Annotated in this window: 11 protein-coding genes and 1 other RNA gene; 6 read left to right on the top strand and 6 right to left on the bottom strand. The window is 39.2% G+C overall.

What is annotated here, in order from left to right; translation table 11 throughout:
* Window positions 1-14: 14 nt before the first annotated feature.
* Window positions 15-2,141, bottom strand: a complete 2,127-nt coding sequence (locus tag CH377_RS03915) for a histidine kinase dimerization/phosphoacceptor domain -containing protein (protein WP_243401950.1) — start codon at window positions 2,139-2,141, stop codon at window positions 15-17.
* Window positions 2,142-2,216: 75 nt separating this feature from the next.
* Here CH377_RS03915 and pabB point away from each other — a divergent pair, with 75 nt between their 5' ends.
* From pabB to CH377_RS03940, 5 genes are all read left to right on the top strand, one after another.
* Complete coding sequence (pabB, locus tag CH377_RS03920; protein ID WP_100722487.1) at window positions 2,217-4,028, top strand: aminodeoxychorismate synthase component I; 1,812 nt, start codon at window positions 2,217-2,219, stop codon at window positions 4,026-4,028.
* Window positions 4,025-4,561, top strand: coding sequence for an RNA 2',3'-cyclic phosphodiesterase (gene thpR, locus CH377_RS03925; protein ID WP_100722488.1), 537 nt, complete (start codon window positions 4,025-4,027; stop codon window positions 4,559-4,561). Before pabB ends, thpR begins: the two co-directional genes overlap by 4 nt.
* Window positions 4,562-4,594: 33 nt before the next feature.
* A complete protein-coding gene (gene aat / locus CH377_RS03930) occupies window positions 4,595-5,254 on the top strand; it encodes a leucyl/phenylalanyl-tRNA--protein transferase (RefSeq protein WP_165780457.1) in 660 nt (219 codons plus the stop codon).
* An 81-nt stretch (window positions 5,255-5,335) separates the two neighbouring features.
* The gene (locus CH377_RS03935; RefSeq protein ID WP_100722490.1) at window positions 5,336-5,623 is read left to right on the top strand and encodes a hypothetical protein; all 288 of its coding nucleotides are present in this window, start codon (window positions 5,336-5,338) and stop codon (window positions 5,621-5,623) included.
* Between the two features lie 197 nt (window positions 5,624-5,820).
* Window positions 5,821-7,878 carry an AMP-dependent synthetase/ligase gene (locus CH377_RS03940; protein WP_100722491.1) on the top strand — a complete coding sequence of 686 codons (2,058 nt, stop codon included), beginning with the start codon at window positions 5,821-5,823 and terminating at the stop codon, window positions 7,876-7,878.
* A gap of 61 nt (window positions 7,879-7,939) precedes the next feature.
* Here the strand turns inward: CH377_RS03940 and CH377_RS03945 are convergent, their stop codons facing one another.
* Window positions 7,940-8,785 (bottom strand): MBL fold metallo-hydrolase, encoded by an 846-nt coding sequence (locus CH377_RS03945; RefSeq protein WP_100722492.1) that lies wholly within the window; start codon window positions 8,783-8,785, stop codon window positions 7,940-7,942.
* Window positions 8,786-8,864: 79 nt separating this feature from the next.
* Between CH377_RS03945 and ssrA the strand changes: the two genes are divergently transcribed.
* Window positions 8,865-9,211, top strand: a transfer-messenger RNA (tmRNA) gene (gene ssrA, locus CH377_RS03950).
* Between the two features lie 199 nt (window positions 9,212-9,410).
* On the opposite strand, the gene CH377_RS03955 is transcribed toward ssrA, so the two are convergent.
* The 4 genes from CH377_RS03955 to CH377_RS03970 form a co-directional block, all read right to left on the bottom strand.
* Window positions 9,411-10,352 (bottom strand): alpha/beta hydrolase, encoded by a 942-nt coding sequence (locus tag CH377_RS03955; RefSeq protein ID WP_100722493.1) that lies wholly within the window; start codon window positions 10,350-10,352, stop codon window positions 9,411-9,413.
* A 64-nt stretch (window positions 10,353-10,416) separates the two neighbouring features.
* Window positions 10,417-11,301 carry a patatin-like phospholipase family protein gene (locus CH377_RS03960; RefSeq protein ID WP_100722494.1) on the bottom strand — a complete coding sequence of 295 codons (885 nt, stop codon included), beginning with the start codon at window positions 11,299-11,301 and terminating at the stop codon, window positions 10,417-10,419.
* 4 nt (window positions 11,302-11,305) lie between these two features.
* On the bottom strand, window positions 11,306-11,680 hold the full coding sequence (locus CH377_RS03965) for a transmembrane 220 family protein (RefSeq protein WP_100722495.1): 375 nt from the start codon (window positions 11,678-11,680) through the stop codon (window positions 11,306-11,308).
* Window positions 11,677-13,605: an adenylate/guanylate cyclase domain-containing protein gene (locus CH377_RS03970; RefSeq protein WP_100722496.1), complete on the bottom strand. Its 1,929-nt coding sequence runs from the start codon at window positions 13,603-13,605 to the stop codon at window positions 11,677-11,679. Before CH377_RS03970 ends, CH377_RS03965 begins: the two co-directional genes overlap by 4 nt.
* Between the last annotated feature and the right edge of the window lie 6 nt (window positions 13,606-13,611).

The raw sequence follows: 13,611 nt of genomic DNA on the forward strand, positions 1-13,611 counted from the left end.
CGCAAGGAATTTTCCTAATTCGGAAGTTCAAAACGGATTTGGAAACTGGCTCCATTATCTTTTGAACTGGAAAAATCCAATTTTCCCTTTAGTTGTTTAGTTAGGACTTGGACTAGGGTAAGGCCGAAAGAATGAGTTGCGATCGGATTCAACTCGTTAGGCAAACCGACCCCATTGTCTGAAACTTCTAAAATTACTAGATTTTCCTTTTTTTGGAGTCTGACTTGGATTTTCGGCCTTTCATCCGTAGGAGAAAAATTATGAGGGAATGCGTATTTAAAAGAATTTGTGAGTAATTCGTTTAATGCAAGTCCGAGCGGAATTGCAATGCTGATCTCTAAATGGATAGGGCTTGATATCACATCCACTCTAGTTTCCGCTCCGATTTTATATGCGGACCTGATCTTCTCCGCAAGCCTTTTGGAGTAACCTGAAAATTCTACATTTCCCAAATCGTTAGATTGGTACAATTCATCATGGATCAGGGCCATGGTCTGGATCCTGTTTTGGCTTTCTGTAAATGCCTCATGGATCTTAGGATCGTTTTCGTATTCGGATTGAAGATTGAATAAGCTGGAGATCACCTGTAGATTGTTTTTTACTCTGTGATGGATTTCCTTCAGCATCACTTCCTTTTCTTTTAAGGAAGATTTTAACTGTCTCTCTGCTTGTTTTTTGTCAGTGATCTCTGTAACAGTAATAATGGTAGAAGAGAATGTATCTTCAAACTCTGGCGCCAAGGACCAGCGAATGGATGCTTCGAACTGTTTTCCGTTACAAGTGGATAATGATGCTTCGGTATGAAGTACTCTTGCTCCAAAACGAATTCTGCTCAGAAGTTTTTTGAAATAATGATCATTCCCTTTTCTAAAAAAATTTCTGGCGAGAAATAGGACTTCTTCCTTTGAACTTGCTTCAAATAATCGAACGGATTCTTTATTAGCATCCACTACGCTTACTGTTTCATAACATTCTGAAACGAATTTAGGATTCGTTTTCAGGAATTTAGCGAATTCCTTCGTAGACATCTCGGGCAATTCGCTTAACATTTTTCTTACTTTAGAGTAATCACATTCTAAAATTGCGATCGGAACATTTTCGAATAAACCTTTGTAGATTGCTTCGCTTGCCCCTAAAAATCGATAAGATCGATCGAGTTCTTGGGTCCTTTCTGCAACCAGATCTTCTAATCTTTTATGAGAGTGATAGATCTCGTTTTGTGCATCTATTCTTTCCCTTATTACTGACAAGGCGAGAAGGGAAGCAACCGAGATCGCAGAAAGAAAACTTTGTAAAAGAAGAAGGGACACTTCTTTGGAAGCAGGGAAATTATATGAATCTCCTTGTGCAGTTCCTAAGATAGATATGATTGAAACTATAATGAGTACTAAAGAAGATTCCCTTCCCCCGAATCTGAGAGAAACAAGTGAGATAACAGCGATCAAAAGATAAGAAAGTGGGAAGTACGCCGGTATTTGGTTGATACTAAAGAAGTAAAATATCCCTCCACCTAATAAAATTAAGAAGGAGACGAGTCCTGCACTTTCTTTCCAGGAATGTACTTGGAATCGCGCAACCCCTGGCCCTAACCAACTTAAGAAAAACGGAAAGTATACGAATACTCCTAAAGAATCCCCCATCCACCATGTGATCCAAGTAGGGAAAAGAGAATTTAAATCCAGGATACCTAAGAGTAGAAGTCCCGAACATGCGATCGTTGCAGCGATAATACAAACTAATGTTTCAATCCAAAGAAATCTAAGAACGAAAGAAGTGTTCTTCGTAAGATCTAAATCAGGGACAAACTTTCTATATAAATAAGCTCCTGTGAACGATTGTAATGTGCTACCAAAGGCGATGAGCACTGCTGCCCCAAAATAAATGCTTAGATCTTGTCCCGGAAGTTCTTCATGTCGGATCTGGCAGTTGTATAAAAAAGAACCTGTAAAAATCCCGAAATAAGAAACTCTTCCGAATAATAAAGGAGTGATCAATCCCCAGCCGGATGCAGGCCAGATAGGAGAGGCGTAATCCGAAAAAGTCCCGAAGGATTCTCCGAATTTTCCCAAAAGAAAATAAACGGAAGCTACCAGAAGAAATTTTGCGGTAGTTTGGATGAATTTTAGGGATCGAGATAACATTAATCTTAGAATCTTATTCATTTCGCTTTTAGGATTCGGAAGCAGCTGAGAAGAAGGTTTTAAGACCTTTTCCAAATGATTTCCGATCTATTTCAAAACTCCAGGAAACCCTTTATTTATTTAGGGGAAGGTTTCTCTGAAGAGGGACGCCTAGTTCTAACGGAGCCGAATGAGATTCTTACTACTAATCGACGAAGTGATGCAAGGAAATTCTTCTTAGAAATTCAAAACAAGGTCTCTCAGGGATTCCATGCGGCTGGTTGGATTTCCTACGAAGCAGGCGATTTATTTTTAAATCCTGACAATATGGAAGAAGTTTCGGAAGATCCTCTTTTCTGGTTCGGGATCTTTTCCAAACCAAAGGTCTTAAACCTTGCCGAAATTTCGGAATGGGAATCCAAATTTAAGGATAGAGGTTATTCTGCAAAAATTGGATCCGAGATGGATCTTAAAGAATACCAAAAGATCTTTCACAAGATCCGGAACTTTCTCTATGAAGGTGATATTTATCAGGTCAATTTTACATTTCCCCTGGAGATAGAATTAGAAGGTTCTCTTGGAAGATTGTTTTTTGAACTCAGAAAAAAACAACCAGTTCCATACGAGGCTTGGATACATACTGGGGATTCTATCCAGACACAAAGAGATATTCTTTCTTTTTCTCCTGAACTGTTTTGGGAAAGAAAATCCAATCAGGTCAGAACTGTCCCGATGAAAGGAACCAGGCCAAGGGGAAAAGATCGCGAGGAAGATCAAAAATTGAAATCAGAACTTGCCGATTCAGAAAAAGATAGAGCAGAAAATTTAATGATCACTGATCTTCTCCGCAATGATTTGGGAAGGATCTCTTTACCAGGATCTGTTGGAGTTTCTAAACTTTTCTCTATCGAAGAATATCCGACAGTTTTCCAGATGACCAGTGAGGTAAGATCCGAACTTTCTTCGGATATAAAATGGACAGATATTTTAGAAGCATTATTTCCCGGAGGTTCAATCACTGGGGCTCCTAAAAAAAGATCTTCGGAGATCATTCGCAGTTTGGAAAAAAAGAGAGGAGTTTATACCGGAGGAATATTTTATCTTTCTCCCGGAAAAGAAATTTCTTCGATCGCGATCCGTACTCTTGAGTTTTTACAAGATCCTTCCGGACAAAAAAAAGGAAGAATGGGAGTCGGTTCCGGAATTACGATCGGTTCCGATCCGAATGCGGAATGGGAAGAATGTTGGTCCAAGGCAAAGTTTTTGGATAATGCCAAAGAGAATTTTCATATATTCACAACTACGATCTGTAAAAGAAAAAAGATCTATTTTTTAGAAGATCATAAAGAAAGAATGAAAACATCCGCCATAGAATTCGGGTTCGTTTGGAACGATGAAAGTTGGGAATCCGCAATTAATGAAATTGCAGATAAAGTTTCTTCTGACAAAAAATATAGAGTGAAAATTATTCTTTCGGCTAATGGAGAATTCCAGACGGAAGTTTCCGAATTTCATCCAGGTCCCAAAGAAGGGAAGATACTGGTGAGCGGAACTTCTACCAATAAAAAAAATCGGTTCTTTTATCATAAGACAAATATCAGAGAAATTTTTTCAGAAGGTTATGAATCAGCAGTTTCTAAAGGTTACTTAGATACGATCTATACAAATGAAGAAGGTTATATAACAGAAGGAGCCATTCATTCTATCTTTCTTTTTCTAAATGGAGAGTGGGTCACACCTCCTTTGGATGAGGGACTTCTGCCTGGGGTAGCCCGCAAACAATGGAGCCGAAAATTAAAAACAAAGGAAAAGAAAATTTCTAAACAAGATCTGAGTCTTGCTTCTAAGATCGTTTTAGTAAATTCGCTCAGAGGAGTTAGAAGGGTTTCCGGAGTAGATTTCGAATGAGAAGTTTTTTAGGATTAGCTCTTCCCGATTCCGTAAAATTGGATCTGGAAAAAATTTGTTTCGGGTTGGAAGAGATTCGCTGGGTTTCTCCTGAAAATTTTCATACTACCTTGGTCTTTCTGGGGGAGTTAAAACCGGAAGAGATAGAAAAGGTTTCGGAGATCTGCAGCCAAGTTTCTGAAAAAAGTTTTTCTTTAGAGATCAAAGGTGTTGGTTTCTTTGGTAATAAATTTCCTGAGATCTTGTATGCGGGGGTAAGTCTTTCAGAAGAACTAAAAAAACTTCAAAAAGTCCTGGAATCCACTCTTAAAAGAGAAGGGTTCTCTATCGATAAACGGGATTACAGGCCTCATATAACAATAGGCAGATTCAAAAGAACCCCGGAAAAACGTTTGGATCTATATTTAAATGAATTCTCCTCCTTCCAAACGGACATAGTTCCAGTGTCGGAATTCCATCTATTTTCTAGTCGCAGCGGAGCGAACGGTCAGATATACTCGGTCGAAGAATCATATCCTCTTCTCTTGGAATAAATGGAAAACCCCAGACAAAATCAATATTCTCCTATCCGGGATTTTTCCGATTTTTTCGCAGATCCAAGACATTCTGTAGAAGAGGTTGTTGGCATTGGCGGAGATCTAAAACCGGATCGCCTCCTATATGCGTATACTCGAGGAATATTTCCTTGGGCGGATAAACCTTTACTTTGGTTTTCTTTGGATCCGAGGGCTATCTTTGACCTAAATGTTCTTCATATTAGTTCCAGAGTTCACCGAAGAATTCGCCAAAAAAAATTCACTGTTACATTCAATCGTGCATTTGAACAAGTTATGCGTTGCTGCGCATTCAGAACGGAAGAACAAACATGGATAACGGAGAACTTTTTACAGGGTTTTACCAAGTTTCATAAGGAAGGTTATGCTCATAGTGTAGAGGTCTGGGACGAAAATGGACGGTTAGGCGGAGGGGTATATGGTGTGGCCATCGGTAAATTTTTTGCCGGAGAGTCCATGTTCTCCTTTTTACCTGATTTCGGGAAGATCGGGCTCTACTTTCTATTTGAAGCATTGAAGAAGGATGGCTTCACATTATTTGATACCCAGCAGATGAACCCGGTCACTTTGAATCTGGGAGCTTATGAGATCCCGAAAGATAAATTTTTGGACCGTCTGTCACTCGCTGTAGCAATCCCGAATAAATGGGTCCCTCCTGTGGATGAAATCTGATTTTTATGTAAAATGCATTTGATTTGTCTCGCATAATAATAAAATTACGACACAAACCAAAGTTTCTATAGGAAGATCATAATGAACCTATTCAAAAAAATTCTTGTTACCCTTCTTGTGTCTGCAATCGCTCTTTTCGGTTTCACCGGAGTAAGCGCTCAAGAGACTACCGGCGATGCTCCTGCAAAAACTGAAGACGCTGGTGCTTCTAAAGCTGAGAAAAAAGAAAAGAAAGCTAAGAAGAAAAAAGGTAAGAAAAAACACCACAAGAAGCATAAGAAAGATTCCAAAAAAGGAAAAGAAGAAGGAACCAAGTCTGACTCTACTCCTGCTCCTGCAGAAGAAGGCGCTGGGGAAGAACAACAATAATATTTTTCCTTTCTCACTCCGTTCGAGGTCCTTTCGAGCGGAGTTTTCTCTTTTTACATATCTCTTCTTCGATTTTGCACTGCACCTACGCTTTGACTTCTTCTAAAATTTAGTTGACGGGTCGACTTCTCACATTAACGTAAACGCGCTTTATTGAGATAAGCGTAATACACCCCTTCTTCAAAGGAATAACTCCAATGTACAAGAATTTAGCAGACATGTACCTTAAGGCCGCCGAGTCTTATGGGGACAGACCGGCGTTTTGGTCGAAGGATGAAAATAAAGAATATCAATCGACCAGCTTTAAACAATTAGTAGATCTAGGTCTCTGTTTATCAGAGGCTTTAATAGATCTAGGCGTGAAGGCCCGCGAACATATCGGAGTGTTAGCGGATAACCGATTAGAATGGATCATAGTTGATGCGGGAGTTTTACTCTCCGGTTGTGCAAACGTTCCTCGGGGAACTGATGTAACCGATTCTGAAATGGAATATATCTTAACTCACTCCGAAGCTTCCGTAGTTTTCTTAGAAAACGATAAGATGTATGAGAAGTTTGTTAAGAACAAAGCCAAATTGAAAGACGTTGAAACCGTCATCATTATGGATAAAGACAGCAAAACAAAAGCGAAAGGCGTTTTGCATCTTTATGATCTGATTGAAACAGGAAAAGAATTAAGATCTAAGGGCGGACACAAGACTGAAAAAAGGATCGAAGGCATTAAACCCGATGATCTATTCACTCTGATCTATACTTCTGGAACTACTGGAATGCCTAAGGGTGTAATGCTCATGCATTCCAATATGGCTCACCAAATGGAACATGTTGTTCCTTTGATCCTTAAAAAATCAATTATCCGCGACGACGACAGTATGTTGTCGATTCTACCTGTGTGGCATATCTTTGAAAGAGTGGTAGAATACTCTGCGATCTCTCTTGGGATTTCTACTTTCTATACCAAGGTTGCTGACCTAAGAAATGACCTGGCAAAAGCCAGACCTTCTTTCATGGCTTCTGCTCCAAGGGTTTGGGAAAGTATTTATACTGGGATTTACAATAAGATCAATGATCCGAAGCAAACTCCTCCAGTTCGTAAATTCCTATTTAATACTGCGTATCTGTTCTCTAAGAACTATAACGCAGGGGTTCGTTTCCTGACCGGAAAAGAAGTGGATTACGAAAACCGTAATATCTTCCAATCTTTGGGACTTGCTGTTAAGGCGATTGCTCGGGTGATATTGTTTGGGCCGTTCACAGTTTCTTTGATCAGTGCTGTGGGATATTCTTATATTAAGATGTATAAGCCAGAGTTGGCATTCTTATCGCCAGTTCTCCTTACGATCGCGATTTTAGGGCTTATCTTCAACTTCAAGACCTTGGACACTATCGTTCTTTCCAAGATTCGCCAAGCAACTGGTGGACGTTTGAGAGGAACATTATCCGGAGGTGGGGCTTTACAACGTCACGTAGATAATTTCTTCAACGATATCGGGCTTCTGGTATTAGAAGGTTATGGAATGACTGAAAGTGCTCCTGTGATCTCAGTTCGTCATTACGATCATCCGATCATCGGTTCCGTAGGATATATTGTTCCAAAAACTGAACTTCAGTTGAGAGACGATCATGGAAACGTGTTAACTCATATCAACGATCAAAGACAAATTCTTGCTGGTAAGCTTGGAGTAAAAGGTATCGTTCATATCAAAGGGCCTCAAGTGATGAAAGGATATTACAAAAATCCTGAAACCACTAAAAAGACCATTGTAGATGGATGGTTAAACACCGGAGATATCGGGTTCATCAACTACAAACATACTCTAACTCTTACAGGAAGAGCAAAAGAAACTGTGGTTCTTTTGGGTGGAGAAAACGTAGAGCCGGTTCCAATAGAAAACCGTATGGACGAATCTCCTTATATCAAACAATCCATGGTATTCGGTCAGGATCAAAAAGTTCTGGGAGCAATTATTGTTCCGGATCTAGAAGTTCTACAACCTTGGTTATCTCAAAACGGTATCCAAGCAAAAGACATCAAGGATCTGATCGACAATCCTAAGGTAATTGATTTCTTTAAAAAAGAGATCAGAGAATACAATAGTACTAAACACGGATTCAAATCTTTCGAGTTGATCCAACATGTAGTACTTGCTCAGAAACCATTTGAGATAGGCGACGAATTAACGAACCTACTTAAAATGAAAAGGCACGTGATTACTGAAAAATACCAAAAGAGAATCGATAAAGTTTATAAATAAGAACTTAGATTCTAATCAGTGCTTTAGAAAATCCCTCGGCTTAATAACCGGGGGATTTTTTTTAATCTAATTTATAAATCCTCGGAAATACTTCTTCTCCCAAAGATAAAACGGCGGGGTCATGCATGGTCAGAATTTTTGTCCCGCTAGAAGATAGAACGGAAACATAATCTAAAAATTCTTTATTATTGGAAAGAGAGAAGGTTCCCTCGAAAGGAAGACCCTGACCTTGTTTGCAAAATTCTACCCAATAACATTCATCTCCTGTGATCAGGAATCTTTTGCCCGGGGATTTTAACCATTCTACTGCAACTGAACCTTGGGTATGTCCTTTAGTTAACAGGATCCGAAAATTCTGAAAAACCTCTAAGCTCGATATTATGAATTGGATTTTTCCTGATCTTTCTTTGGTTAATAGTTTACCAATAGCGGATCGATTCGTTTTTTTAAACGAATCCCAATCTTCCGGTGTAATATAAACTTTTGCATTTGGAAAAAGGCCAATCCCTCCGGAATGATCCGAATGAAAATGAGTAAGAATAATCTCTCCGATCATTCCTGACTTGATCCCAGCAGATCTTAAAATTTTATCCGGAGAGATCCAGTTATGGACGGTAATTTCAGGAGTCGATATGGAAGAAGTTCCTGCATCGATGAGAATATAACGTTTTTCTAATTTTATCAGATATAATAAAACTGCAATCTCAGACTCGCCTTCCTGTTTATCCGAATTTGTGAGTCGATTCGGGTAAAATGATTTTCCGACTAGGATCGCATACAATCCATCTTGTAATTCAGTTGGAGGTACGGAACCGTAAACTTCCTGGCTTGGATTTTTGATTTTTGGAGAAGAAGAAGTCCCGCAATAGAAGATTAAAACCGAGACCGACAGAATGAAAATTTTCAAAATAGAAGCACCAACGGATCTACTTTTTCTTGATTTCCTGACTAGCTCAACGGATTTTTAGTCTAATCATTAAATCTACGGGGACGAATTAGGTTTCGACTGTTGTAGTTAAGATGTGGTGGCATGTAGGGGTGAGGGGCCTCTTAAAAACCTTCAAAACTTTAAACGCTAACAACGAATTAGCACTAGCAGCTTAATCGCTACTACGGAAGAAAGGCTTACTCTCCCGGTGGTTTTTCTTCTGCCTTAAACGGGAGACTTTTTAGATCGGTTTTCGGTTCACGATTTAAAGAGTATTTGGATCGAATAGGAAGGACACGCCTGCTTGTGGGCTAAGGCCTTTCGAGATTTAAAACATAAGACAAACATGTAGAGGCCCCATTAAGGCGCAATAGGACCCGGGTTCGAACCCCGGCGTCTCCAATGTCATTTTCCAAATGAAATAATATCAGAGGGGTTCGAAGCCCAGCCAAGGAAGCAACGATAGCGCCCCATAGGAAGCGTAAATGTTGCGTCCGAGCTACAGGATGTAGCGAGGCTTGGATGGGACGCCGCAGAGCCCAATCGAGTAGGATGCGAGATTGCGTCGCGGCGAACCCCGGCGTCTCCAATGTCATTTTTTAAATTATTTCAATCCGTCCAAAAAGGCGCTGACTCTTTTCTCATATTCTTTCGGATTTATTTCTCGAGCAGAGCCATGTTCTCCTTTTTCCAGAAACCAGATATCTTTCGGGCCTTGATAAATATTCGCTAAGTCCTGACTTTGTTGGAAGGGAACTACCTGATCCTCTTTGCTATGAATAAATAAGATTGGCGTAGATCTAGTATTTACCAAAGAACTTGCAGGGCTTGGAGAAGTTTCAAACTTTCCTCTGATCTGAGTGAGTTTGATTAGAAAATATGAAAATAAAGCCGGAATATCTTTTGCAGTACCGGGAAATTCTAAAATCAATCTTTCAAAATTATACATTGGATTTTCTACGATTATCGCGGAAAGTTTGGGCATCTCAGGCAAAGAGATTAGAATGGAAGAAGCCCCTACAGAGCTTCCCAGTGCGTAGATTCGATCGTATCTTTCTGAAAGATAATGATACACAGATAGCACATCTTTAGATTCCCTATAACCGTAACTAAGTCCTGGGATCAAACAACTTGTTTCTCCATGACAACCAAAATCAAAACTAAAAACATCCAATCCTCTTTTCAAAAAGAAACGGATATGTTTTGTCATTTCTCTTTTATCACTTCCTCCTCCGTGAACTAAAAAGATTGCACCTTTCGATTTTCCTTTTCCATTTTCGAGTGTGCCGATTTTCCAAGTTGGAAGATCGAATCCATTTATAGATGGTATCTTTAGTTCTTCGAATTTGAATTCATTAGAATTCCTTAAATTTCCGCAAGATTTTCCCCAATGTTTTTCTGTTTCAGGGCTACATGCGAAGAAGTCCCGATTGTCTCTCCAAACAGGAAATAATAACTGATTGCTTGCCGACCAAATCCCGAAGCTTATAAATATTGGGATGAGTAGGATAATAGTCAGGACGGACCATAATAAGATACGTTTCATAAAACCTCTTTTTCTATTCTTATATCAATTGAGGTTTTGGAAATTGGACAGCCCGAGAGAATTTTTACTTAGGAAAAACCTTCTTTCCAAGCTCGATTCCTAACCGAACGTTTTCGATCAATAGGTTTGCATTTGTTGTCATTCTTCCTGCAGGAAGCGTTTTTTCGGGAGCTATAATTTCGAAACGGATCCCTTTAGGTGGATCGTTCAATATTTCCATGGCTCGATTATAACGATTATATCTTTGTTCTATAAATGCTTTTCCCATTTCCGGAAATTTAGGAAATGCCAAACTTCCTAATAATGGACTTGTAGGAGTTAATCTAAAATCCATTGGTTTTGTAAGAATGACTGTAATATCTTTATAACCTGCGGATAATACTGCTTCGACAGGGATAGGATCTAAGACTCCACCGTCAGTGTACTTTGAATTTTCTAAAAGGCCGTATCCTTTGGTTGCGATGGGTAAAGAAGTTGCTGCCCTTAAAAGTGGAAAAAGATTTTGAGAAGTGGCTCTTATATATTCCGGCTGTAAGGTTTTGAAATTACTAAGCACAATATAAAAAGGTACAGTCTTTTTTTGTTTCAGTACTTCTACTTTGATCGGCACCTTCTCTTGGAAAATATGATCTATCAGATAATCTTGGTCTAGGATCCTTTTGCCTCGGAAAAGATTCCAAAAAGAGATAAGATGATTTCCTGCTAATTCTTTTCTCCAAATATCCAGGGCTCTTTCAATATCTTCAGAAGAAGGATTCGGTTCAGTAACATAGTATGCAGAAGAACAAGAACCGGAAGAGACTGCAACGATTAGGTCAAATTTGCTAGGAGGATACTTGGGAGCCATGGAAGAGAGAACTCCACCTGCGAAGGAACCTCTCATTCCTCCACCTTCTATAATGAGCGCTTTTCCTTTTTTCTTTTTGGTAAATTTAGGAAGAGATGACATCGGGTTATTTAGAATTTATAGGACGTTTTCTATACCAAAGCCAGGTAATAACTACAAGACTGATCAACGCTCCTAAAAACTCCCTTCCTAATTCTATATAAGGTTTTTCGTCGGTCATCTTTGCAGTGATCAGATTTTCGTTTCCTGTTTTCAACCAATCAAAAAATCCATCGACCGTAGCTGCGATCTCAATTCCTGCCATACCGACGATCGCAAATAATAGAGGAAGTTTGTCCTTGTCGAGTGCCGCAAGTACACACGCTAAAGAAGAAGTAAAATATAGAAGCATCCAATGCAAAGGATCAGGATCGTTATACTGAACTGCACCTGCAAAAATGAAATAAGCGGCTAAAAGAAGAGAAACTATTTTAAAGATCATATTTTTGCACCATTAAACACCAATTTATAAGCTTGGGTTTCTTCATTAATCCAGCTTTGGTTGAATTTCACTCTTTTTACTTTCCAACCTTTTTCTGTCATCAATTGGCGGAGTTGTTTTTCTCTAAAGACGACTTCTGAGAATACCACTTCTCCTCCATCTGCGATTGCTTGTAATTTTGCTGCAAAGTTTACTGTATTCCCGAAATAATCAATATTACTATTTAGGTTCACTGCCAAACAAGGTCCCGTATGCAAACTAATACGAATTCGGATAGGGGTTTCGGTATTCTCTTCTGAGAAAAATTCTTGGAGCTTTACGGAGGCTTCTACTGCTGCACTGGGAGAAGGGAAGGCTGCCATCACTGCATCTCCTATCGTTTTAACTACTGCACCTTGGAATTCTCTCACTACTTTATAAACTTCAACGAAATGGTATCTGACTTCGGAGAATGCGCCTGAGTCTCCTTTATTATAATAGAATTTTGTAGAACCTACTATATCAGTGAATAAGATCGTCTGCATTCCAATATCTAATTGCAGATCTGTGGAAAGAGCCTCTTGAGAGAATAGATCTCTGAAGTCTTGGAAATTGAATAAGTCAGTGGGCCTGAGACAATCTTGGTCTTCTTTTCTTTCTTCTATCACAAAACCTTTTCTGGAAGAGGAAAGGTTTTCTAAGATCAATTTTGGATGATCGGCAATCTCTATCTGTTCTGGAGTCTCGTCTGTTTTCCAAACTAAGGTCTCGTTTGGGATTTCTTCCTTAATCTCTAATAGAGAATAATTTTTTTCGCCGTTTACTCTGAGTCTATAAACTCCGGGAGAAAGTAGAAGTTTGGAATTATATGTTTCTCCAGAATCCAAATATTTTTGGAATCTAATATGACTTTTGGTGGAAGGTTCCGCAGCACAAAACATTCTCTTTTGCACTTCTCGGATAGAAGGATGTACATGGAAAGTGATCTCGATAGAGTTCAGCTGATTTGCTTCGAATTGTATCTCACAAACTTCGCATGTATCTCTTGTAGGAAGATCTCCTAAATGTTGCGCTTCTGTTCTGACTCCTCTGCAATGCGGACAAACCACATCCCAGCTCATCGTGAATAATCCTAATCTGCATCCATGCAAAAATACTAGTAGCAATTCTTTTTCGGGAATTTTCCAAACTTTTGATAAGGATTTGATCCTGATCCTATATAGATCAGATTCATCTGCATCTAAAATATAATTTAAAACTTTATCTACTAACTCTCTGGGTTGTCCTTCTCGAATATATCCAACTCGGATCTGTTGCATTCTTGCAGGAAAGACCGGATTTTTTTCAGATTTGGATTCTTTGATTACACTTAATGCGCTTGGCCCTAACCAACTATAGGATCTTGTTTTGATTAAATCTTCTACTACGTCTTTTAATCCTTTCGCGTAGGCTTTTTCAAGTTGAACCATTACGATCTTTAACAGGTTTTTTCCGAGCCAACCTTTAGGGATCCAGCCGAAGTAAACGAATAGCCTGGTGGAATTTTCTCCTAATGGATAAACAAGATATCTTGTTCTTACATAGTACGCAAATCCCTTAGAATAGATCCTGGCATTATTAAGCTGTTTGCAATATTCCCATTCCCAAGGAACTTCTTCCCATTCTGAAACGATACCTGCGTTTTTGGACTTACCGAAAAGTCGCCCGTTGATTTCCTGAAATTTCATTTCAGGAATACCTATTCTTTTATTAAAAGAAGAAGTGTCTATGAGCCAAGGCCACACTTCTTGGGGAGAAACATCCAAGTCGAATTTCCAAAGTTTCTCAATTGGCTCTCCTAAAGAGGTCCATTTTTCCTCCCAAGGATATTTTTCCAAATAGGTCTGAAGATCCAAGGTATTCGGATCTAACATATCATTGTCTTCGATGGAATCGATCGTTTGCATCGGTTT

The sequence above is a fragment of the Leptospira haakeii genome, from assembly GCF_002812045.1.
In the GTDB taxonomy this organism is placed as follows: domain Bacteria; phylum Spirochaetota; class Leptospiria; order Leptospirales; family Leptospiraceae; genus Leptospira_B; species Leptospira_B haakeii.

What these genes read in the sequence shown, in the direction of transcription:
- CH377_RS03935 (WP_100722490.1), top strand. Translation starts at nt 5,336, where the DNA reads ATGAACCTATTCAAAAAAATTCTTGTTACCCTTCTTGTGTCTGCAATC.
- CH377_RS03960 (WP_100722494.1), bottom strand. Translation starts at nt 11,301, where the DNA reads ATGTCATCTCTTCCTAAATTTACCAAAAAGAAAAAAGGAAAAGCGCTC.
- thpR (WP_100722488.1), top strand. Translation starts at nt 4,025, where the DNA reads ATGAGAAGTTTTTTAGGATTAGCTCTTCCCGATTCCGTAAAATTGGAT.
- CH377_RS03955 (WP_100722493.1), bottom strand. Translation starts at nt 10,352, where the DNA reads ATGAAACGTATCTTATTATGGTCCGTCCTGACTATTATCCTACTCATC.
- CH377_RS03965 (WP_100722495.1), bottom strand. Translation starts at nt 11,680, where the DNA reads ATGATCTTTAAAATAGTTTCTCTTCTTTTAGCCGCTTATTTCATTTTT.
- CH377_RS03915 (WP_243401950.1), bottom strand. Translation starts at nt 2,141, where the DNA reads ATGTTATCTCGATCCCTAAAATTCATCCAAACTACCGCAAAATTTCTT.
- CH377_RS03970 (WP_100722496.1), bottom strand. Translation starts at nt 13,605, where the DNA reads ATGCAAACGATCGATTCCATCGAAGACAATGATATGTTAGATCCGAAT.
- pabB (WP_100722487.1), top strand. Translation starts at nt 2,217, where the DNA reads ATGATTTCCGATCTATTTCAAAACTCCAGGAAACCCTTTATTTATTTA.
- CH377_RS03940 (WP_100722491.1), top strand. Translation starts at nt 5,821, where the DNA reads ATGTACAAGAATTTAGCAGACATGTACCTTAAGGCCGCCGAGTCTTAT.